General features: G+C 37.0%; 16 protein-coding genes and 1 pseudogene. 12 read left to right on the forward strand and 5 right to left on the reverse strand.

Features of this window, described 5'->3' with window-relative positions; genetic code table 11:
* Window positions 1-42: 42 nt before the first annotated feature.
* Genes PPBDW_RS07200 through PPBDW_RS07215 form a run of 4 tightly spaced genes read left to right on the forward strand, consistent with a single transcriptional unit; the run spans window position 43 to window position 4,963 of the window.
* Window positions 43-714 carry an ABC transporter ATP-binding protein gene (locus PPBDW_RS07200; RefSeq protein ID WP_036794386.1) on the forward strand — a complete coding sequence of 224 codons (672 nt, stop codon included), beginning with the start codon at window positions 43-45 and terminating at the stop codon, window positions 712-714.
* Window positions 695-3,154, forward strand: coding sequence for an ABC transporter permease (locus tag PPBDW_RS07205; RefSeq protein WP_036794388.1), 2,460 nt, complete (start codon window positions 695-697; stop codon window positions 3,152-3,154). The genes PPBDW_RS07200 and PPBDW_RS07205 overlap by 20 nt, the downstream gene beginning before the upstream one ends.
* Window positions 3,154-4,257, forward strand: a complete 1,104-nt coding sequence (locus PPBDW_RS07210) for a lipocalin-like domain-containing protein (RefSeq protein ID WP_036794391.1) — start codon at window positions 3,154-3,156, stop codon at window positions 4,255-4,257. Before PPBDW_RS07205 ends, PPBDW_RS07210 begins: the two co-directional genes overlap by 1 nt.
* A gap of 19 nt (window positions 4,258-4,276) precedes the next feature.
* Window positions 4,277-4,963, forward strand: coding sequence for a potassium channel family protein (locus PPBDW_RS07215; protein WP_036794393.1), 687 nt, complete (start codon window positions 4,277-4,279; stop codon window positions 4,961-4,963).
* Window positions 4,964-4,995: 32 nt separating this feature from the next.
* Here PPBDW_RS07215 and PPBDW_RS07220 read toward each other — a convergent pair whose 3' ends face one another.
* On the reverse strand, window positions 4,996-5,874 hold the full coding sequence (locus PPBDW_RS07220) for a helix-turn-helix domain-containing protein (protein WP_036794395.1): 879 nt from the start codon (window positions 5,872-5,874) through the stop codon (window positions 4,996-4,998).
* Window positions 5,875-6,118: 244 nt separating this feature from the next.
* Here PPBDW_RS07220 and nagE point away from each other — a divergent pair, with 244 nt between their 5' ends.
* The 3 genes from nagE (at window position 6,119) to PPBDW_RS07235 (ending at window position 10,483) form a co-directional block, all read left to right on the forward strand.
* Window positions 6,119-7,606: an N-acetylglucosamine-specific PTS transporter subunit IIBC gene (gene nagE, locus PPBDW_RS07225; RefSeq protein WP_036794397.1), complete on the forward strand. Its 1,488-nt coding sequence runs from the start codon at window positions 6,119-6,121 to the stop codon at window positions 7,604-7,606.
* Window positions 7,607-7,772: 166 nt separating this feature from the next.
* Window positions 7,773-8,945 (forward strand): YcjF family protein, encoded by a 1,173-nt coding sequence (locus PPBDW_RS07230; protein WP_036794399.1) that lies wholly within the window; start codon window positions 7,773-7,775, stop codon window positions 8,943-8,945.
* A complete protein-coding gene (locus tag PPBDW_RS07235) occupies window positions 8,942-10,483 on the forward strand; it encodes a GTPase family protein (protein WP_036794402.1) in 1,542 nt (513 codons plus the stop codon). Before PPBDW_RS07230 ends, PPBDW_RS07235 begins: the two co-directional genes overlap by 4 nt.
* A gap of 129 nt (window positions 10,484-10,612) precedes the next feature.
* Here PPBDW_RS07235 and PPBDW_RS07240 read toward each other — a convergent pair.
* Window positions 10,613-12,061: pseudogene (locus tag PPBDW_RS07240) on the reverse strand (chitinase); the annotation flags it as partial.
* Between the two features lie 444 nt (window positions 12,062-12,505).
* On the opposite strand from PPBDW_RS07240, the gene PPBDW_RS07245 reads away from it, so the two are divergent.
* Together PPBDW_RS07245 and PPBDW_RS07250 are read left to right on the forward strand one after the other, a co-directional pair.
* Window positions 12,506-13,903 (forward strand): amino acid permease, encoded by a 1,398-nt coding sequence (locus tag PPBDW_RS07245; RefSeq protein WP_036794404.1) that lies wholly within the window; start codon window positions 12,506-12,508, stop codon window positions 13,901-13,903.
* Between the two features lie 12 nt (window positions 13,904-13,915).
* Window positions 13,916-15,790 (forward strand): pyridoxal phosphate-dependent decarboxylase family protein, encoded by a 1,875-nt coding sequence (locus tag PPBDW_RS07250; protein ID WP_036794406.1) that lies wholly within the window; start codon window positions 13,916-13,918, stop codon window positions 15,788-15,790.
* Between the two features lie 98 nt (window positions 15,791-15,888).
* Here the strand turns inward: PPBDW_RS07250 and PPBDW_RS07255 are convergent, their stop codons facing one another.
* The 3 genes from PPBDW_RS07255 to PPBDW_RS07265 form a co-directional block, all read right to left on the reverse strand.
* Window positions 15,889-16,911, reverse strand: a complete 1,023-nt coding sequence (locus PPBDW_RS07255) for an acyltransferase (RefSeq protein WP_036794407.1) — start codon at window positions 16,909-16,911, stop codon at window positions 15,889-15,891.
* A gap of 191 nt (window positions 16,912-17,102) precedes the next feature.
* Window positions 17,103-17,795, reverse strand: a complete 693-nt coding sequence (locus PPBDW_RS07260; protein ID WP_036794408.1) for a DUF3334 family protein — start codon at window positions 17,793-17,795, stop codon at window positions 17,103-17,105.
* 173 nt (window positions 17,796-17,968) lie between these two features.
* The gene (locus PPBDW_RS07265; RefSeq protein WP_036794410.1) at window positions 17,969-18,325 is read right to left on the reverse strand and encodes a glutathione S-transferase N-terminal domain-containing protein; all 357 of its coding nucleotides are present in this window, start codon (window positions 18,323-18,325) and stop codon (window positions 17,969-17,971) included.
* A gap of 308 nt (window positions 18,326-18,633) precedes the next feature.
* Between PPBDW_RS07265 and PPBDW_RS07270 the strand changes: the two genes are divergently transcribed.
* The 3 genes from PPBDW_RS07270 (at window position 18,634) to PPBDW_RS07280 (ending at window position 21,464) form a co-directional block, all read left to right on the forward strand.
* The gene (locus tag PPBDW_RS07270) at window positions 18,634-19,614 is read left to right on the forward strand and encodes a response regulator (RefSeq protein WP_036794411.1); all 981 of its coding nucleotides are present in this window, start codon (window positions 18,634-18,636) and stop codon (window positions 19,612-19,614) included.
* Entirely contained in the window at window positions 19,611-20,636 is a 1,026-nt protein-coding gene (locus PPBDW_RS07275; RefSeq protein WP_036794412.1) for a GGDEF domain-containing protein, read from the forward strand. Before PPBDW_RS07270 ends, PPBDW_RS07275 begins: the two co-directional genes overlap by 4 nt.
* 99 nt (window positions 20,637-20,735) lie before the next feature.
* Window positions 20,736-21,464, forward strand: a complete 729-nt coding sequence (locus PPBDW_RS07280; protein WP_036794414.1) for a tRNA-uridine aminocarboxypropyltransferase — start codon at window positions 20,736-20,738, stop codon at window positions 21,462-21,464.
* Window positions 21,465-21,613: the final 149 nt, after the last annotated feature.

Here is a 21,613-nt window from a genome sequence, read left to right on the forward strand (position 1 = left end):
TAGTAGCTAATTTGTAATGCAAGTAAACGTTGGTGATTGGACATGTTACGACTATCTGAACTCTGTAAAGGTTATCTAGACGGTACTGAGTTTCATTCTGTGCTTCAGGGGGCTGATTTATCTTTAAATCCCGGAGATCAAGTGGCTCTTATGGGAGAAAGTGGTTCAGGAAAAAGTACATTATTGAATTTAATAGCAGGGCTTGATAAACCTGAATCGGGTGAAATATGGTTGGGGAGTACGGCAATACATGCAATTTCTGAGCGTGAGCGTACTGCTTTTCGTCGTAAAAATATCGGTCTGGTATTTCAGCAATATAATTTATTACCGACGTTAACCGTGGCAGATAATATTCGTTTTTGTCGCCAATTAAAAGGGTTACCAGATGATGACAAGCTGTGGTTAAAATTAATTTCCGCACTGGACTTAAGGCCATTATTATTACGTTATCCTGAAGAAATTTCAGGAGGTCAACAGCAACGAGCAGCGATTGCTCGTGCCATTTATATGGAACCTGCATTGTTACTTGCAGATGAACCCACTGGCAGTTTAGATGAGCGTAATGCTGATGCTGTTATTAGATTACTTATTTCATTAACGAAACAACTTCATTGCACGTTATTAGTTGTTACCCATAGTGAGAAGGTCGCATCACATATGCAGGGATGTATTCGTTTGCAGGGAGGCCAGCTTAATGTTACGCCCCGTAGCTAATGCGCTTTGGGGGCATTATCGCCGTCATCCATTACAAATTGTTTTAGTTTGGCTTGGTTTAACATTAGGCATTGCACTCTTGGTTGGTGTAATGGGGGTTAATCAACAAGCCAAAGAAAGTTACCGTAAAGGTGAACAACTTTTTTCTAATCCTTTTCCATACCGTATTCGTCACGTTCAAATTGGCATGAATGTACCGCAAGGTTTTTACATTCAAATGCGTCGAGCGGGGCTTAAAAGTTGTGCACCAGTAATAGAACATCGAATCATTACTGAAAATCAACGAGACTTTCAGCTGCTTGGTATCGATCCTGTTGCTATGTTAGGCGCGGTAAAAAGTAACGGAATCGATGCCGGTAAAGTTAAATTATTAACATTAATGCGGCCACCGTATCCCATTATGCTGGGAGAGCAACTGGCTAGTTATATTGGCATTAAAAGTGGCGATATGCTCACGCTTAATTCAGGACGTAAAATTGGTCCATTGGAAGTGATCAATGATAGTCGTATGAATGATTCACGGATGATTGCTGATATCTCTCTATTGCGTGAATTACAACCCAGTTCTGGGTTTAGTGCTGTCGTTTGTGGTGAAATGAGTCGTAAGCAGTTGATGAAACTGACGCATATTCTACCTCCAGGTTTAACTCTTGAACGTAAACAAAGCGCTAAATTAGAACCTCTCACCAACGCATTCCATTTGAATTTATTTGCGATGGGTATGCTTGCGTTTGTTGTTGGCTTATTTATTTTCTACCAAGCGATGTCATTATCTTTAGCACAACGACAGCCGTTAGTGGGGGTATTACGACAACTTGGCGTTAATGGAACTCAACTAGCTGGTGCGTTAATTGGTGAGCTGTGCTTATGGGTATTACTTGGCCTAGTTGGCGGTAATATCATTGGATTACTGCTAGCACAGCAATTGTTGCCATCGGTTGCTGCATCATTGAATGATTTATATAACGCTAATGTTAATCTTCAAGTGCATTGGAATTGGCAATGGGGGGCGGCAAGTTTAGCGATTGCGATTTTTGGTTGTGCATTTGCATGTACATGGCCATTAGTACGATTAATTAAAACACCGCCAGCGCGCTTATCAACTCACTTAGCATTAGTACGTTTTAGTGGTCGAGAGTTTGCATGGCAAGCTTTGTTTTCTTGTGTGTTTATTGTGGGTGCTTTTGCTGTTTATCAATTACCCCATGGACAGCTAGCTGGATTCGCTTTAATTGCTTTTATTTTGATCGCATCAGGGTTAATGATGCCTTATTTGCTGTGGTTACTGTTTCACTTTTTGGGCAATATTAGCCGTAGAGCACGTATGCGATGGTTTTTCTTCGATGCAGCAGCAAGTTTAAGTTATCGCGGTATTGCAGCAATGGCTTTTATGTTGGCATTAGCTTCTAATATTGGCATGGAAACAATGGTCGGTAGTTTTCGCAATACTACTGAAAATTGGCTTGAGCAACGATTAGCTGCTGATATCTATATTCGTCCATCAATGAATATGGCACCACGTATTTCAAAGTGGCTGCAAGAACAACCTGAAGTTGAGCAAGTGTGGTGGAGCTGGCAAAAAGAAACACGTTCAGACAATGGTACCATTCAAGTGATGAGTATTGGGCAAACATCGGGAGAGCAAAAAGCACTTTCGGTGAAGGTCGGTATTAATAATTATTGGCAACAATTGCATCATGATCGTGCGGTAATGGTCAGTGAATCTATGGCGTTGAAACATCATTGGAAACCTGGAGATATTATTAATCTACCAGCACCAATGAATAAAGATTGGTTAGTTGTCGGTATTTATTATGATTATGGTAATCCTTACGGACAGGTACTCATTTCGCAGCAAAAATGGCAACGCTTTTGGCCTAATTCAGGGCTAGTAGGGTTAGCTATTCATTTAAATAAGGGTGCGAAGTCCGATAAATTATTAGCAAAATTAGGCGAGCAATTCCGTTTGCAGCCTGAACGAATTCGCAATAACGCTGCATTAATGAGACAAGCGATGACCGTGTTTGATCGTACTTTTGTGGTGACATCAACGTTAGGGAATTTAACGTTATTTATTGCTATTTGTGGCTTATTCTTCGCAACAATAGCTGGCGAGATTTCTCGACAACGACAATTCTCATTATTGCGTTGTATGGGAATGACGGGGATTGAATTAGCACTACTCGGTGGTGGACAATTGCTTGTTATTGGTTTGATGACAGCATTGATGGCCCTGCCGTTAGGATTACTGTTAGCCCAGTTGCTGATTGATGTGGTGCTGAAATACTCTTTTGGTTGGACAATGCAAATACAGTATTTTCCTTATGATTATTTGATGACGTTAGGGACTGCTTTGTTGGTTTTATTAGTTGCAGGTGCATGGCCTGTATGGCGTTTAGTTCATCGGTCAGCAATTTTATCTTTGCGAGAGTCATTTTAATGAGAGCTTTAACTCTACAATCTCGTTGGCAGCAATATTATCTAGCAATAATGCTGCTTATTATAATGCCATTAAGTGGTTGTGATAATCAGCCTGCCCGAAGTAATTCAGTGAAGACATTAACCCAATCTAAAGATTTTGTGTTTGAACCTGTTATTAAAGGAGAGCCGATAGTTTTCCCACGAGATTATGGCGAACACCCTGAATATCTTGCTGAATGGTGGTATTTAACTGCAAATCTAAAAACTGAAACAGGCAAAGAAATAGCCGTTCAGTGGACGCTATTTCGTATGGCAACGAGTGATGATGAGTTAACGGGTTGGAAAACGCCGCAAATGTATATGGCGCATGCGGTGATAACAACACAAGATAAAATCTGGGCGACAGAAAGGTTTGCTCGTGGTGGAATTGGGCAAGCAGGGGTAAGTCTTAAACCTTTTCGGGCTTGGCTCGATAATTGGTCATGGCGTGCAGCCACTAGCAATCCCTTTCCTGGAAATCTTGAATTTTCCGATGACGATATGTTAGCTAGACTAAATATTAAGCAAAAGGGTTCTATTGTTTTACAAGGTGACGAAGGGTATAGCCAAAAACATCCATTGCTTGGTATCGCCTCATATTATTATAGTGCTCCGTTTTTAGATATTGATGGCGTCATTGAGCTTGATGGTAAGCAATACAACGTGCGTGGTCGTGGGTGGTTTGATCGTGAGTGGAGCAGTAGTATGCTCAGTGCCAAACAGTTGGGATGGGATTGGTTTTCAATTCATCTTGCGGATGGTAGTGCATTGATGGTGTCGCAATTACGTGAAAAAGGACAAAGGCCCTATTTTATCGGTTCACGATCATGGCCTGATGGCAGAGTCGTTGAATTAGATAATAATCAAATCCGTATGAAACCACAGCATTTTCGTGAAGTGAGTGGGATTAAATTTCCATTAAGCTGGTTAATTGAAGTGCCATCACAAGGATTAAAACTCCAAACAAGTGTTGTACGACGTAATCAGTGGCTTCATTTTATGTTCCCTTATTGGGAGGGCCCGATAAATGTGACGGGGTCGCAGAGCGGTAAAGGGTTTATGGAGCTTACAGGATATGAATAATAATAAGGAATATTGACCGATGTTGAATAAAAACAGCCAGCGAATTAATGCTCAAAATAACTTTTTCTATTTAACATTAGCTTTGGTTTTTTTATTGATCAGTGCATCGTTAGAAAAAGTGATTACGTCAGGTTTTTTACAATATATTCTTGAAGCTTTTACGTTAATGACTTTTGGTATTTGCCTACTAAGTTTACGTTTTGATAAAAATTGGTTTCGATTTTTATCAGCATTAGCCGTAACGTGGCTGGTGGCCGTTATTACTCGTACTGTATTAGGGGTCGAGGAAATAGAGATTATCATGTTGTTATTGATGTTTATTTTCTTCTTTGGCACTTTTCGCTCAATTATGCGTCAAATACTGTTTACGGGTTCGATTAATACCAACAAAATCATTGGTTCAATGGCCTTGTTTTTGTTACTGGGTCTTATGTGGGCAATTGGCTATTTAATTTTGATCCATTTCTTACCAGGATCTTTTCATGGTCTCAGCAAGGGATCATGGCATGAAAACTTTTCAGATGCCGCATACTTTAGTTTTGTCACTTTAACGACGCTTGGCTATGGTGATATTTTACCGATAACACCAATTGCTAAAGTGTTTGCATATCTTGAAGCTATTATTGGCGTGTTTTACATGGCAATTGTGGTATCGAGTTTAGTGAGTTCAAGCCGTGAGCAGTATTTTAGCGATGATTCTAATTAATAAACGCTACCGTTATATTATTACTAAAGTGGCTACACTTTAGCGTTTAATTTATAGGTGCGACGATATTCTCGTGGAGTCATGCCTTTGTATTGCTTAAATTGACGATTAAAGTTTGCTTGATTTCGATAACCTACATGTTCAGCAATGTGAGAGATAGGATCGCTGCTTGACATTAATGCTTCGGCAGCGTGATTAAGTCGTAATTTTTTTAAGTATTGAATAAAGCTTTCATTAAAGTGTTGTTCAAACAGCCGATGAATTGTACTTTCGCTGGTACAAAGGTTATTGGCAATATCGGCTAGTGTCAGAGGCTCGGCGTAATGCTTTTCGATAAAATTACAAATGCGCTCAATCTTTTCTTTATGGTTGCGAGTTATGATTTCATTATCAATGTGGTGAGACTGCAGCGTTTTGCTGGTTTTATCCTTGCATAAAATGGCAAAAATCTTCAGTAATTGTGATAATAATTCGATAGATCCGTAATTGGATGTGACAATGTCATCAACGATAACAGCCACATCGTTTGCAGCTTGCTGATTGAATAAAAGTCCTTTCTGAGCCCGTTTTAGTAATACATCAATCTTTCTTAGTTCATGACAACTAAACATCATATTAGCTATCCAATCTTGTTTAAACCAGATAACGATAGTCTCAAAATCTTCATTATTATTTGTTTCGATAGCTTGAATGGCGTGGGGAGTATTAGGAGCAATTAAAATCATACTTAGTGGTTCAAGCTCACCATGATAATGTCCAATATGGCATCTTGAGTGAAAATTTCGATGCAGCATCAGTTCGAACTCTTTATTATGATAATGCCAACTAAAATCTTTTTCTCTATCCACTATCTGCTTCAAACGCCATGATACTCCAACACGCTGTGGTACTTTTTCTAAACTTGCTTTCAAATTATCTCTCCATTTACAGAGGTCTTAGAAATTAAAATATGACGTAAAAGTATTGTTATTTACGAAGATAGTACATGAATTAGAGGGAAAAAAATGCGACTGATGAAAAAGTACTGCTATTTGCAAGTTTAGTATTAATTCGTACTACGTAAAAAGATTATTTTATTGAACGCTTGAGATGAAATATAGGTTTTGCTTATCTTTTATCTGTAGCTTTAATTCTCAATAAAATAAGGCCACGAATATGGTAAATTTCGCTTATTTCCAGCGATTAGGTAAAGCATTGATGCTACCCATCGCAACCTTACCAATTGCAGCTTTGCTGTTGAGGTTCGGTATGCCTGATATGCTTGATATCAGTTTTATAGCTAAAGCCGGTAGTAGTATTTTCGATAATCTGCCCTTAATTTTTGCTTTAGGTATTTCTGTTGGGCTATCCAAAGATGGCTCAGGTGCTGCGGCATTAGCTGGGGTCGTTGGATATTTCATTCTAACGCAGGCAACAATAGCCATTAATCCTGATGTTAATCTTGGATTTTTCGCGGGTATTCTTGCCGGTATTATTTCAGGTCATGCTTATAATTACTCTTACCAAGCAAAAATGCCTGATTTTTTAGCTTTCTTTGCTGGTAAACGGTTAACCCCGATTGTAGCTGGATTATGCTGTTTAGTGATGGCGTGGTTCTGTGGTGAGTTTTGGATTTTTGCTCAGCATGGAATTGATAATTTTAGTGCTTGGATTGCGCAAAGCGGTGCGATTGGGCAATTTATTTATGGCGTAATGAACCGTGCTTTAATACCTTTAGGGCTTCATTATTTTTTACACTCAGTGTTCTGGTTCAGCCTTGGTGAATGTACTAAAGTGTCTTATGAAGTTGGATCTTCATTGCATCAAATTTGTTTAAATCCTGAGGTCGTATCACATCTAACGTTAGGCCAAGCGTTACCCAATATTGATAACTCCGTTATTACAAAAATTGCTGATATGACAATTCGTGGTGATCTTAATCGCTTCTTTGCGGGGGATCCAAAAGCTGGCGTATACATGGCATGGGCATACCCAGTCATGATGGGCGGCCTTCCTGGTGCTGCGTTAGCATTAACCTTAGCCTCACCTAAAAGTAAGCGTAAGTTGGTAGGGGGGATGTTGTTATCGCTGGCATTAACGTCATTCTTGACGGGTATTACTGAGCCACTTGAATTTAGTTTCTTATTTATAGCTCCTGTTTTATATGTGATCCATGCAGTACTAGCTGGCGTAGCAATGGTTGTGTGTAATTCATTAGGTATTTTACATGGCTTTGGTTTCTCAGCGGGTCTTATTGATTTTATTCTGAATTGGGGATTAGCGACAAAACCATGGTTGCTAGTACCTATAATTGGTGTGTTCTTTGTTCTGTATTTTGTAATATTTTACTTTATTATCAAAATATTTAAGCTGCCGACACCGGAAGTTGATGAAGCTAACGATAAGTCAGGATCACAGCCGGTTACAATAGATCCTAAAGCTTACATCGAAGCGCTAGGTGGAACTGATAATATTGTTTCTGTTGATGCTTGTATAACACGACTTCGCCTAGGTGTGAAAGATTGTAACTTGTTTGATGATGATGCTTTAAAAGAGCTTGGTGCTAAGGGTATTGTTAGAATTGGCGCTAAAAGTGCACAAGTTATTTTAGGGCCTAAAGCTGAGTCTATTGCTAATAGTATTAAGACCTCAATTGGTAAATAAAAAGCAATGAAATCAAAGGGAATGATTGTGATGATCATTCCCTTTTTTGTCACTGTAAATAAGTTAACGATTTCGAATAGCATTAACTGTTTTCCAAAATTGAGAAAATAGGAGTATGTTAGAAGTAGATATCTATTTGTTTTGTTGACTATTTTGTGTAGGTGATATGAATCGCTTCTTTAAGAAAGTTTATCAATATATAAATCCCTCGGTTAATCCTGACTTGGCGCCTGCGTTTGATGAATGGCAAAAGCATATTCCAACCTTATGGCTATTAGGTAAAACTGGCGCTGGAAAATCGACTATTATTCAAACACTCACTGGAAATAGTTTAGTGGAGATCGGTAATGGCTTTCAGCCTTGTACCCGTACTGCGCATCATTATCTTTATCCTGCTGAAAACCCATTAGTGTGTTTTCTTGATACACGAGGGCTAGGTGAGGCGGATTACGATCCTGCTGAAGATATTGCTATGTGTAGTGGTAAAAGCCATGCATTAATGGTGGTAATGAAAGCTGAAGAGCCAGAACAATCAGGCCTATTAAATGCCTTAAAGCAGATAAAACGCAGCGGTGCAATTAAACATTTATTGGTTATTCATACCGCTGTTAATAGTATTGTTGATATTCAAGAGCGGCAACGAGCAATTGATTATAATCATCAGCGAGTAATGGATGTGTGGGGGATAAAACCCGCACAATGGCAATCGAAAACTGCAACAATGTATCAACCGATAGTGGTTGATTTTATTCCCGATGATGAACAATTTATTGGCCTTGATGTATTGCAGTGTGCATTAACTGATGCGCTACCTATGTTGAGTTTATTATCAAATCAACAAGCACATACTAATCGCGAAGAACAAAATTTTTACCAGTTACGTCAAGAAGTATTGTGGTATGCCGGCGCTGCTGGTGCTAGTGATGCTATTCCTGCTGTTGGGTTATTTAGCGTACCTGCTATTCAAGGAAAAATGCTACATAGTCTCGCTAATCAATATGGCGTGAGTTGGAATAAGAAAGATTATGCAGAATTTGTCGGTATGTTGGGTTCAGGTTTTTTACTGCAATATATATCTAAGTTAGGACTTAACCAATTAGTTAAGTTTATTCCTGCTTATGGCCAAACAGTGGGTAGTGCAACAGCTGCGGCAATGAGTTTTTCATCAACTTATGCCATTGGTCGAGCAGCATGTATGTATTTGTATCATCGTAGTAAAGGTGAACCCATATCTAAAGATCAAATTAAGTTAGCTTATCAACAAGCATTTACAACCGTTAAGCAAGTTGCTGATCGACAACAATTAAGTAAAGCATCATCGAAAAAGGACTGTGAATGAAACGGGTCAGTAAAAGTTATCATTTAATTAATCAACTCTCTGAAGGCTTTTTGCCGTTAGTGGTATCGGCTATCTGTTTGCCAGTGGTTGTATTAGCCGGTTTTGGCGTGGTTGATTTGATTCAACAAGGTCAGTGGTTGTTGTTCTTTGCTATTATTGCTGGTGGTTGTTTATTGGCTTTCTTGCCATATTGGTGGCTGCGCCGTAAGCGTGTTGTTGCTGATGCTGTGATGGATGATATCGCACCATTACATGTAACAGCGAATCCACAATGGAGCGAGCACGATCATCAAGTATGGCAACAAATGGTGGCGTTGATTGATAAACAGTTAGCTCAAGATTCTGCATGGGAAAGTTTACAGGCTCATGCTTATGTTTTGGTTGCTGATGTTGCAGCGCAATATCATCAGCAATCTAGCTCGCAAAAATTAGCTTTTACTGCTCCAGAGTTTTTAATGATGGTTGAAGAAGTTAGCCGTCGTTACCGTCATTTTTTACAACAACATGTTCCTTTTTCAGAGAAGATCACCTTAACGAGTTTAAAGCAAGGTTATGCCCTTAAAGATAAAATAGGTTACGCTAAAAGTGCTTATGATGTTTATCGTTTATTTAGAATCGCGACTCCCACGGGGTGGTTATCTGAAGTACGTGGATTAGTGGTCGGTAAGTTATTTGATGATGTTAGTGCTGAAGTTCAAAGCAAATTAAAGGCGACGTTATTACAAGAGGTTGCATCAGTTGCGATTGATTTATATAGCGGTCGATTTAAACTTGATGATGCTGCGGTTCCGCATAGTCAGCTTCATGACCAAGATCAACAAGCGGTAGCAATTGAGGTTGAGCCTTTACGTGTGGCAGTTGTTGGACAAGTGAGTGCTGGTAAATCTTCTGTTATTAATGGCTTACTTGGAGAAATTGCAGCTGAAGTTAGCGCATTACCATCAACAGATAAAGCCACAACTTATAAGTGTGAGGTTGAAGGGCTTGATTTAATTAATCTTATCGATTTACCCGGCATTGATGGCTGTGCGGAGACAGAGAAAAAACTACTGAAGCAAATGACCCAAAGTGATGTAGTTATTTGGGTATTGAAAGCTAATCAATCATCACGACAACTTGATGTGACATTGAAGTCCGCATTAGATGCCTTTTATAAACAGCCTCAAAATCAACAGCGTAAAGCACCTAAAGTGATTATGTTAGTTAACCAAGTTGATAAACTTAAACCAGTTGATGAATGGTTACCGCCATATGACTTGGATGCACCACAAACGGCTAAAGGACGTATTATTGTGGATGCTGTGAAATATAATAGTGATGTAATGCAGGCCGAATATATTTTGCCATTTTCAGTGAGTAGTGATCGCATTCCATATAATCTTGATAATTTACAATCCCAGTTACAGCAGGTATATCAAGATGGCGTTAATACGCAGTTAAATCGTCGTCGTGCTCAGGGTGAGAGTATTGATTATAGTGAGCAAGCAAAGCGGCTGTATCGATTAGGTAAGTTAGTGTTTGATGCTGCAACAAAATAACAGTAATAATTGTTGCTAGTTATAAAAAATGGCCTTGATAGGGTTTTATACAACCACATCAAAGCCATTTTTATTGATTTAATTATTCGGTGGTAGTTAGGCTGCGTTGGTTGTTGAAACTGCCGCTTGGATCAGCTTCCATGGCCCACCTAAATCAGGTTGATTGTTTTGTGACCACCATTGTGCCTCATAAATAGCGCCTTTGTATGAGACCTGTTCTCCACCTGTATAGACTTTATTTTGATCCCAACTAGCAACCCCATCAACTGGCGGATCTGTAGGATCTGTTGTACCACCACCAGTGTCTGGATCTAATTCATCGACGACGCGTACGGCTGGCCAGTTAGCGTGTGATCCATAGAAATTAGCGACACATTTTTCATAATCACCGGCCACTAAAGCAGAATAAGCGGTTTGGAAACCGACTAATTCACATTCAAATGAGACACCACCTGGACGATCTGGATAGTATTTCCAATTTGCATCCCAGTTAGTGTAAAGCACATCAGTAGCACCATTTAAATTTAAGCTACCATAAGGTGTTTGTTGCCAGCAGGTGTTGGTTTCATCACTCTGTAATGATATTTGGTAGTTTTCAACTAAACCTTCCCAGTAGCGAATACGGTTAACAGGTTGACCTTTATCTTTATTTTGCTCACCACATTCAATACCACCGTTAATAACATTGATAGTAGTACCAAATCCATAACCGATACCTGCATCTGTTTCACGTTGAGAAGGCGTCCAAGTACGGTCAATAACATGTAACATAGCAGGTTTAGGCGCTTGAGGAGTTAGGAAGAACCAAATAGCTGAAGCGAGGTTGAGCCAAGAATCAGCAACTAAACCCGGGTTGTTGAGTAATACGGTTGCATCGCCGTCAAACATTACCTCAGAAAATGCACCGTAGTTAAAGTGATAAGAGAGTTGTTTGGCACCACGACCAAAGTAACCTTGTCCTTCAGCACAAGGCCAACGCTTATTTTGCCAATCATCTTGACCACATCCCGTGGTGTACCCCGGTTGGCCTTCAGACCAACCCATTTCACGAACATGGACTAATGCTTGTTGCCATTCCTCAAGGCCTAATGGGTTATCTGAGACGTTTTCAATACTAATATGGCCACCAGTTTCTTGGGCAAAATGGGCGAAAGCAGTAACAATTGATTTCTTACAAATAGCATCAGAGTCACGACCATCAGTGTACTCACCACAGAAAGCAGGGAATTTACCTATAGCACGTAAAAAGCGGGTGTAAGTATATTCAGGTGCTGCCATTTGGGTTAGGAAATTCCACTCAGTTTCAGGAAAAACTCGCTCTACGCGCTTCACATTATCAGGATTAGTATTAAATCCTGGCGCGATGGCTTCCACGACAGTATTTGATGCAGTAGCTAAAGCTTGCGCCCAAACATCGTACATAGGATCGGTTGTTTTAGCATTTTCGGCAGCAATAATTTGTGAGCGTTCAATGACATAGCCGCCGACGTTATCTGGATCTGGTTGAGGTGTCATGGCATAGCTATTTGCTGCAAAAGCACAGCCTATAAATAGTGATAAAGGGCGCGGTTTAGTCATCAGATAAATCCTTTTAAAATATAACGTTACATACATTAATAATGAAAATAGATATCACAGAGAGTTAGTTGTCATTAATTATTGCTTAACGTTGAATTTATAAAATTAATGGAAATATTTAACAATCTAAAAAAAAGAAATATGCGACTGACATAGAAATTATTTACAAAGTAAACATGAATTACATTGAAAATGACTACGTAATCACTTTGTAAATAATCATTAATTCATGATTAGACTGGTATTTCTTTTCTACAAATATGTAATCGAGAGGAGGGGATGCCAGTGAATGAGTTTTGCTTGATTGATAATATTTATGCTCTTAATGTGAATATGTCATCAATTCAATCTTAAAATATTAAGTTTTTTTTTCATAGATATACGCATCTATATAATGGGAGTAGTTTTCTTTAACCAAGTAGTTAAGTGCTTAAGGAGAAAAGCATGACTAAAAAAATAACGCTGTTTCAGTTAATAGCAATGAGTATTGCTTTTTACGGAAGCATTCGAAATGTTCCGACAGTCGCGAGTTCTGGTTGGGAAGTTATTTTCTTTATGGCAGGAGCAGCAATATTATTTGCGATACCTATTTCATTAATAGCAGCAGAGTTAGCGACGGGTTGGCCGCAGGAAGGTGGTCCACAAGTTTGGATTAAAGCCGCATTTGGTTCTAAATGGGCGTTTGTAGTCTCATGGTTACTATGGGTTCAAATGTTAGTTGGTATGCAAATGGTAGGTTCTGCATTTGCAAGTATATTTGCCTATTCAATACATAGACCAGATTTAGTTAATGATGGTAGTTATATTGCCATTACTACTATGATTATTTTTTGGATTGTAACATTAGCTAATCTAAAAGGTAGTTTAGGTAAGTGGATTAGTACATTTGGTTCTGTCATTGGTATTTATATCCCATTTACACTATTAGTGATTTTAGGTATATGGTATTGGATTCAATATGGTAATGTTAATTTAGGCCCACTTAATTTTAATAGTGCTATACCTGATATTACAAATTTATCTAAGTGGTCATTTTTTGCTGGTATCTGTTTTATTTTTGCAGGCTTAGAAATAGCATCTGTTCATGCTAATGATATAGATAATCCAAAAAAGAATTATCCAATAGCGGTATTTATTTCAATTGGTGCAATGGTTATTTTTAACTTGATTGCAGGTTTGACTGAAGCGAATGCAATACCTGTACATGATATTCAACTTGCTAATATATTACAGCCTTTTCAGGTTTATTTTACAGACTTAAATATTCCATGGATAACTAGCATATTAGGGTTAATGATTTGTGTTGGTATGATTGCTCAGATGAGTGCATGGATTCTTGGTCCTTCAAAATCAATGGTTAAAGTTGCGGAAGAAGGGTATCTACCTGCTATTCTACAAAAAAGGAATAAAGATGATATACCTATTAGTTTTGTATTATTACAAGCAGCTGCAGTGTCATTAATATCCTTATTATTTGTCTTTATCCCAGGTATAAATACTGTATATTTTATGGTGCTTATATTAACGACTATATTATATAGTATTGTATATTTGTTTATAATATCAGCTGAAGTTAAATTACATTATGCAGCAACTGATGTTCCTCGAGCATTTAAAATTCCAGGTGGAAGTGCTGGAATGTGGTTAATATGTATTCTCGCTTACTTAGGTGTGGGAATTACAATTATAATTAGTTTTATACCATCAATAGATATACCAAGCGATAAAAAATTAACATATGTTTTATTTGAGTCTATAGGTACAGTGATTTTCTTTGTTATTCCATTGGTTATTTTTAAATTTAAAAAAGAATCATGGAAAAAAATGGTCGTAGCTAAATAAATGGACGTTTTTATGAACAATAAAGCAATAACTACTCCAATTAATATCGATAGTATGTTTCTTGGAACTAAATCTGAAAATGAAGAGACTTTCAGCAAAAATTTAATGAAATTATTTATTGATCATTCTCAGTGGAGGAAAAACTTTCATCCAGAAGATCCTAATATTATTAATAAAGCAGATATGTGTAGTGAAAGCTTTTTACAAAGCACTAATAAGATGGAGGATGCATTAAATGAGCTTTCATCTAAACTGCGAACAAAGATGATGCCATGGCATTCTCCTCGATATTTAGGGCATATGAACTCAGAAACATTAATGCCTGCTCTTTTGGGCTATTTTGCGGGTATGCTATATAACGGTAATAATATTGCTTATGAGGGATCGCCAGCAACAAGTGAGTTAGAAAATGAACTAGCATATGATTTTTGTCATTTAATGGGTTATGACGATAATATTGGCTGGGGACATTTAACACCTGATGGATCAACAGCAAATTATGAAGCTGTATGGTACATGAGAAATATTAAATCGATTCCTTTTGCATTAAAAGACGTTGCTCCTGATTTTATTGTTGGGAAAAGCGATTGGCAATTATTAAATATGTCTATTAGCGAAATAATGGATATATTAGATCAGATCCCTCAAAAATTAGATGATATTAAAGCTTATTCTGCTCGGTTTAATGATAAAGAAATCCCACTACTTGGTAAGTTAATTGTGCCTGAAACTAAGCATTATTCTTGGTTGAAAGCGGCTGATATTTTAGGTGTTGGTATTAATAATATTATTGAGATTGAAGTTGATGATCATTTTAGAATGAGAGTTGATAAACTAAAAGAAGCGATTGATTCTCTAGTAGAGCAAAAGATTCCAGTACTTGGGGTTGTTTCTGTTGTGGGTACAACAGAAGAGGGTTCTGTTGATTATGTTGATAAAGTTGCATTATTAAGGTCAGAATATAGTCAGCAAGGAATAAATTTTTACTATCATGTTGATGCTGCATATGGTGGTTATATGCGCTCAATATTTCTTGATGAAGATTATAACTTTATTCCATTTAATAATATTCATGATAAATATAGTCAATATAATATTTTCCAAAATGAGAAACTAGATTGGCCATGCCTAGAGGTTTATAACGCTTATAAAGCAATGAATCAAGCTGATAGTATTACTGTCGATCCTCATAAAATGGGATATATACCTTATAAAGCTGGTGGTATTGTTATTCGTGATAAGCGAATGAGAAATACTATTTCATATTTTTCTAATTATGCATTTCAGAAAGACACTTCAATTCCTGATTTATTGGGAGCATTTGTTTTTGAAGGCTCAAAAGCAGGGGCTGCAGCAGCTTCTGTGTGGGTATGCCATAAAATATTGCCATTAAATATTACAGGTTACGGACGCCTGATTGGCGCTAGTATCGAAGGTGCTCAAAACTTTTATAATAAATTGGTTAATACAGAATATGATATTAATGGTATAGCATTACAAGTACATCCTCTTGTTAAGCCTGATACCAATATGGTTAATTATGTTTTTAATTTAAAAGGTAATGCTAGTTTAGCTGTTATGAATCAGTTGAATACTGAATTCTACAAATGCTCCTCATACTATACTGAAGCTTATCTTAATGACTTAATTGTATCTCACACTGAGTTTGATTATTCTGATTACAAAGACTCGCCAGTAGAGTTAATTTCAAGAAGTGGCATAGCACGTAAAGACTGGGATGATATTCATAAAGTTACTTTGATTCGATCTTGTGTTGTTACACCATATTATAATAAGCCTGAAGTATGTAGTTATTATTTTGATCAATTTGATCATGCGGTAGAGCATAAATTTAGTGCGATTTTAAAAGAAGGTAATTTTCAATAATAGCTCTATAGTTAAAACGGTAGTTATTTTATAAAGGATTGCTTTCGTTTTATCTATAAATAATGAAAAGGCTAGTTTAAAACTAGCCTTTTTTGTGTTTATCGTACTAAGAATCGAGCCAGTGGCGTTTTACGCAAACCGCGAACAATTATTGTTGATACGAAATATACGACGGGTACAGCAAAAATACTCGCAATAATCGGATTAATACCTAATATTCTGACGATATTTAAGTAATAAATCACAATAATAAGATGACATAAATAAATACCCAATACATCTTTGCTTAATGAATGAGTAATTTTACTGTCACCTAAGCTTGGTTTCGCTAATAAAACAAAGAAAATACCTAATGCCCATAACGGGGTGCCAAACAGGAAATCATGGAAAAAAGAACCATTTTCTTGTAAGGAAAGGTAATTTGCTTCACCAATAAATAAGCCAAACCCAACCATCATCATTATGATGCTGTATTTTAGGCTAAGGCTAATATTACGGCGACGAATTTCAAAGCCGAGCATGATCATAAAGGTACTAAAAAAAGGACCGTTACGAGTAAAGACAGGAGAACTTAAATCTGTCATTTGTGCATAACTGCCAGCCATTAGACCAAAAATAAATAATACGGTAGCGACAGGAATAATAAATCGAGCTAAGTTGAAACGTAATAGTAGGGTAATAACAGCTAAACCACTGAGTAAGCCTGGAATGTACCAAAGATGGACTAAGCCCCCCTCAAAGAGAGTATTTAACGGCGTTGATAATAGTTTTTGCCAATACAAACTACGTTCAGCAAAGTAGCCATCGGTTGCGACAAGATGAAAGTTAAATGGCAGAATGAGATAAATAATGCTCCATGATACCCACATGATCAGTAGAGGACGTGCATAACGCCATAGGTAAGGACCAAGTTCTGTTGTTAAACGAGGTTGAATAAAATAGCCAGCCATAATAAAAAATAGTGGTACAGCAAAACGACTAACTTGATTAAGCCCCATTCCCAGTAGCGGCTGACCATTAAAGAGTGGGGCTTGCATGAAAATTTGACAATGCAAAGCAATGATGGCGATGGTGGCGATAATTCGACCGAATTCAAAACTACCAATACGGTGTTGAGACATTACTAAAACTCACAGATTCAAAGTGGGATCGAAATTATACGGATTTGAAGATTTTGTAAATTGTATTATGAAAGGTAATACCGTTATTGATCACATAATTAAAGTAATAATCGTTATTTGAATTGAGCACAAAGTAAGTAGGCAACAATATTGTTATTAAAGTTACCTAACTGCTTAAATTATTACTGTTTTTATAATCCAAGTTGATCAAGTAAATCTTGATTGTCGTTGTTATTATCAGGGGTGCTATTGTTTGAGGTTAGTTGGTTTTGTTGTTGCCGAGCATCATAAGCAGTTTCAAAAATAGTATCAGGATCTTGTTCATCTACTTCAAACGCTTCGAGCTGAATAAACTCTGTTTTGTCCATGGCAAGTTCGAGATAGAAAATATGATTGTTTGCAGTAGTAAAACTAACACGTCGTACTTGAGGGCGGTCGAGGTTAGTGTCAACGGATAAAATAATTTGTTTATGTAATGCCAACATTTTAGGTTGGTTTTGAGTAATGGATATTTTCAACTCTCTGCCAATTTTACCAGTAAAGTCACCAACGACTTGGTTCATTAATTCCCCTAAAATATTCGCAACATCATCAGCGGTATGATGAATGGCGAGATCTGAGTCAGTAAATCCCATTCGTAGCATATAATTTTTATACAATTCCATTGCTGCTGATGCTGAGAAGTTGGTAACGACTAAACCGGTGAAACCGCCGTCAAATAAAACAAAACAACCAATATCCGGTTTGAGGCTGGTTTTATTGATTTTTTGTACCATTGGTGAATATTTAATCTGGCTTTCTGTCGCAACTGATAATACATCAGCCAAAGAATGACATAATTTAATTAAAATATCGTCGGTAGTGATTGTATGATTTTTTCTCATATACAGCCCTGTAAAACTTATTTATAACGAATAAGTGAAAATTCAGCCGTTAAAAGCCGATAAGCGTGCGGTTTTTTATACTGCAACTATAAAAAACGTAATGGATACATATCGGCTTATAACATCAGGACTTGAGTGTTTATTTGAAGGTCTTGTGATACTTATCGGTAACGTTAAGCAAAACGTTTATCTAAGTATGCAATAATATCATTTGATTCATACATCCAGGTGATCTGATCATTTTCTTCAATGCGTAAACAAGGAACTTTTCGCTTTCCGCCTTGTTCTAATAGCTCTTTATCCCAAGGAGCAACTTTAGCATCGCGAGTTGTAAGTGGTATATTTAGACGTTTAGCATGGCGACGTACCTTTACACAAAAAGGACAAGTCTCAAATTGATAGAGCTGCATATTAGCGACTGCAGTGTCAACAACCTGTTGTTCTACTGCGGAGCGTTGCATACCTCGTGGTGAAAAAATTGCGTTGAGTATAAGGATGATGCGACCGACAATCCAACGAAGGGCTTTCATGTTTTTTATCCACTGACTACTTAAAATTGTGCAATGATTCTATTATAAAAACTGTCTTGGGTAACTATATTGTATAGCTATTATGCTTAGTTACTATTTAGAAGCTATTAATTGTCAGCTAAGTAATAGTAATTTATAAATTCAATCACCACCGATAAGACATAAATATTTTGTTTTTATATTAGTGATAATTGTTGGAAGCAAGCTCAATAATTAGATGTATGTCACTGAATGCATATTTAAATTACTGTGAAATGTTGCTTTGCATTATACTAAATCAAAGTTTTATGGGATAAGTTATCAGTTGGATGATTAAAAATATAAATATTCTCATTTGTGACGATTCAGTATTGGTACATAAATCAATTACGCGATCACTACAATCATGCTGTAATGCAACTTTTTTCTATGCTGAAAATGGAAAAGAAGGACTTGATTGTTTAAAAAATGTTGATATTGATATTATGTTTTTAGATTTAACCATGCCAGTTATGGATGGTTTTAGTGTGATGAAATCTTTACCTGTACGCGAGTTTAATACGACTATTATTGTGCTATCGGCTGATATCCAATTAACCGCAAGGGAAAGAAGTCTAGCACTAGGGGCTGATTATTTTTTATCTAAGCCATTTAACCATGAAGAACTGACTGAACTTTCTCAACATTTAGGGTTAGTATTTGATAGCAGTCAATTTATCACACCAGATAATCATTTAATAAGTGAACCTATTGAAAGTATTCGTGAACTTGCCAATATTGCTTTAGGACGTGGCGCTGCAATTATCTCTGATCATTTAGGTGATTTTATTAAAATGCCATTACCAAATGTGGCGTTTATGAAAAGTAATGATCTATCGATGGCGATTGCAGATATACGTAATGATAATGAGCTAATAGCAATAACACAGCGTTTTGTAGGTGGTGGAATTCATGGCGAAGCATTAGTTGAATTGCATGGTAAAGATATTCATTTATTTGGTGAAAAATTGGGTTTCAGTCAAACCGATGAATATAAAAATGAAGTGGTCATCGATATTGCAAATTTAATGGTTTCGTCTTTCTTAGTCGCATTATCAGAACAAATTACTATTCCATTTTCTGTACGACAGCCGATCGTTTTAGAAGAATATATGAATTTACATCATACCTATGGTGATTCTAATACTTTTTTTACTATTGAATATACTTATAAAGCCGAAGTACTAGATGTTGAGTGTGAGGTTCTATTTATTATGGACAACCATTCTCTGGCCGTTATTAATAAGAAAGTGATGGAATCATTACATTGAACGAAATATCTTTAGCTGATTTTCACTTAACGATGCAAGTATTAGATAATTTTGATGCTGGTGTTGTGATACTAGATGAGAACTATAATGTTTGTGCATGGAATACTTTTATGCAAGCTTATAGTGGAATTTCTAGTGTTCAAATTATGGGAAAATCTCTGTTTGATATTGTGCCTGATTTACCAAAGTTATGGTTACAGAACAAAATACAATCGACGTTTAAATTAAGAATGCGTTCATTCTCTGCGTGGGAAGATCGACCATGGGTATTCCGATTTTTGAATTTTTGTCCAATTTCTGGCAGTTCAGATATCATGTATCAAAATATGACTTTAACACCATTACGCTCATTATCAGGTGAATACCAGCATATATGCCTAACTATTACTGATGTTACTGATATTGCGAAGAATAAGAATCATCTTCATGAATCTAATAAGCAATTAACATATTTAAGTATTACTGATCGCTTAACTCAGCTTTATAATCGAGGCCATTGGGAGAATTGCTTAGCCGATGCGTTTGAGTTTTGTAATCAAACTCAAACGCCAGCCACGCTAGTTATGTTTGACATTGATCATTTCAAACGTGTAAATGATACTTATGGCCATGTTGCTGGTGATGGGGTAATTAAAGTTATTGCTGATGTATTACGCCGCACTAAACGACAAAGTGATATTGCAGGGCGTTATGGTGGTGAAGAGTTTGGTATTATTCTACCGGGAACATCAGCTGAACTTGCGGGATATTTCACAGAAAGGTTACGTAACCGTATCGAAAAAGAAACCGTATTTGATGATCAACGAGGTGTTGTTAGAGTTACAGTCAGTTTAGGCGTATGTGAATGGAACCCGCAATTAACTGATTATAAATCGTGGTTAGAGAAATCTGATTTAGCGTTATATGAATCAAAGAAAAAAGGCCGTAATACCACGACGATTATCAATTGCGATAATTGTTATAGTGATAGTAAAGGGGAGTTTATTTTAGCGCAGACAGATAAAAACATGGTTACAAAATAACCAATAGTATACAGCTAATCCTGTAATGTGGATTATGACTGTATGTTTAGTACGGTTTCTGTAAAATGCAGGCGTTTTTCCTGTTTTAGGTTAGTCGCTATGCGCATTCATGCTATACATACTCTTTATGAAGAACGTCTTGCACGTTCAACTCGTCCTTTTCTTGCTCGTGGCTGTAAAGTCCAACGCTGCCGTCAGTGTATGTTACGTACGCATTTGTGTATCTGTAAACATCGCCCATTAGCGACATCCAATGCTGCTTTTTTACTGGTTATGTTCGATGATGAAATCCTAAAACCTAGTAATACTGGTCGCTTAATTGCTGATATATTTGAAGATACATTCGCTTATATTTGGTCACGTACTGAACCGAATTCAGAAATGTTAGCATTATTAGAAGATCCTCAATGGCAGCCATATATCGTTTTCCCTGCTGAATATGCTCCAGAACGAGAAGTGACAACGATTGCACTTGAAGCAGGTAAGCGTCCATTATTTATAATGCTAGATGGCAGCTGGGCTGAAGCAAAAAAAATGTTTCGTAAGAGCCCATACCTCGATCGTTTCCCACTATTATCAATTAATCCTGATAAGCCTTCACGTTACAAAATGCGAGAAGCATCAAAAGAGAATCAATTAGGGACTGCAGAAGTTGCTGCGCGTATTATTGATCTATTTGGGGAGCACTATAATGCAGAACTGTTAGATTTATGGTTCGACGTTTTTCGTGAAAATTATATTGCTGGTAAAATGAATCGGTTATTACCTGAATTATCCTCGTTATCTATATTGGAAAAATTCATGTCGATTGATGAAACAACTATTTAAAGATGTGATGTTGATTGAATAATATTAAAACCGATTTTGGTCATCACTAATGAATTAGCCGTAGATCACAGTCATTTTTGGTCTAAATGTGGATAATCTTTAGTATATTTAATGAGTTATAAGCTCAAGGTGTTGTTAAAACATTATTT

Source organism: Photobacterium kishitanii, assembly GCF_000613045.3.
Lineage (GTDB): Bacteria > Pseudomonadota > Gammaproteobacteria > Enterobacterales > Vibrionaceae > Photobacterium > Photobacterium kishitanii.

Bases quoted from the DNA above. Each gene is read 5' to 3' on its own strand.
- PPBDW_RS07260 (WP_036794408.1), bottom strand. From the start codon at position 17,795: ATGAGAAAAAATCATACAATCACTACCGACGATATTTTAATTAAATTA.
- nagE (WP_036794397.1), top strand. From the start codon at position 6,119: ATGGTAAATTTCGCTTATTTCCAGCGATTAGGTAAAGCATTGATGCTA.
- PPBDW_RS07245 (WP_036794404.1), top strand. From the start codon at position 12,506: ATGACTAAAAAAATAACGCTGTTTCAGTTAATAGCAATGAGTATTGCT.
- PPBDW_RS07250 (WP_036794406.1), top strand. From the start codon at position 13,916: ATGAACAATAAAGCAATAACTACTCCAATTAATATCGATAGTATGTTT.
- PPBDW_RS07235 (WP_036794402.1), top strand. From the start codon at position 8,942: ATGAAACGGGTCAGTAAAAGTTATCATTTAATTAATCAACTCTCTGAA.
- PPBDW_RS07215 (WP_036794393.1), top strand. From the start codon at position 4,277: ATGTTGAATAAAAACAGCCAGCGAATTAATGCTCAAAATAACTTTTTC.
- PPBDW_RS07280 (WP_036794414.1), top strand. From the start codon at position 20,736: ATGCGCATTCATGCTATACATACTCTTTATGAAGAACGTCTTGCACGT.
- PPBDW_RS07230 (WP_036794399.1), top strand. From the start codon at position 7,773: ATGAATCGCTTCTTTAAGAAAGTTTATCAATATATAAATCCCTCGGTT.
- PPBDW_RS07270 (WP_036794411.1), top strand. From the start codon at position 18,634: ATGATTAAAAATATAAATATTCTCATTTGTGACGATTCAGTATTGGTA.
- PPBDW_RS07210 (WP_036794391.1), top strand. From the start codon at position 3,154: ATGAGAGCTTTAACTCTACAATCTCGTTGGCAGCAATATTATCTAGCA.
- PPBDW_RS07200 (WP_036794386.1), top strand. From the start codon at position 43: ATGTTACGACTATCTGAACTCTGTAAAGGTTATCTAGACGGTACTGAG.
- PPBDW_RS07205 (WP_036794388.1), top strand. From the start codon at position 695: ATGTTACGCCCCGTAGCTAATGCGCTTTGGGGGCATTATCGCCGTCAT.
- PPBDW_RS07255 (WP_036794407.1), bottom strand. From the start codon at position 16,911: ATGTCTCAACACCGTATTGGTAGTTTTGAATTCGGTCGAATTATCGCC.
- PPBDW_RS07265 (WP_036794410.1), bottom strand. From the start codon at position 18,325: ATGAAAGCCCTTCGTTGGATTGTCGGTCGCATCATCCTTATACTCAAC.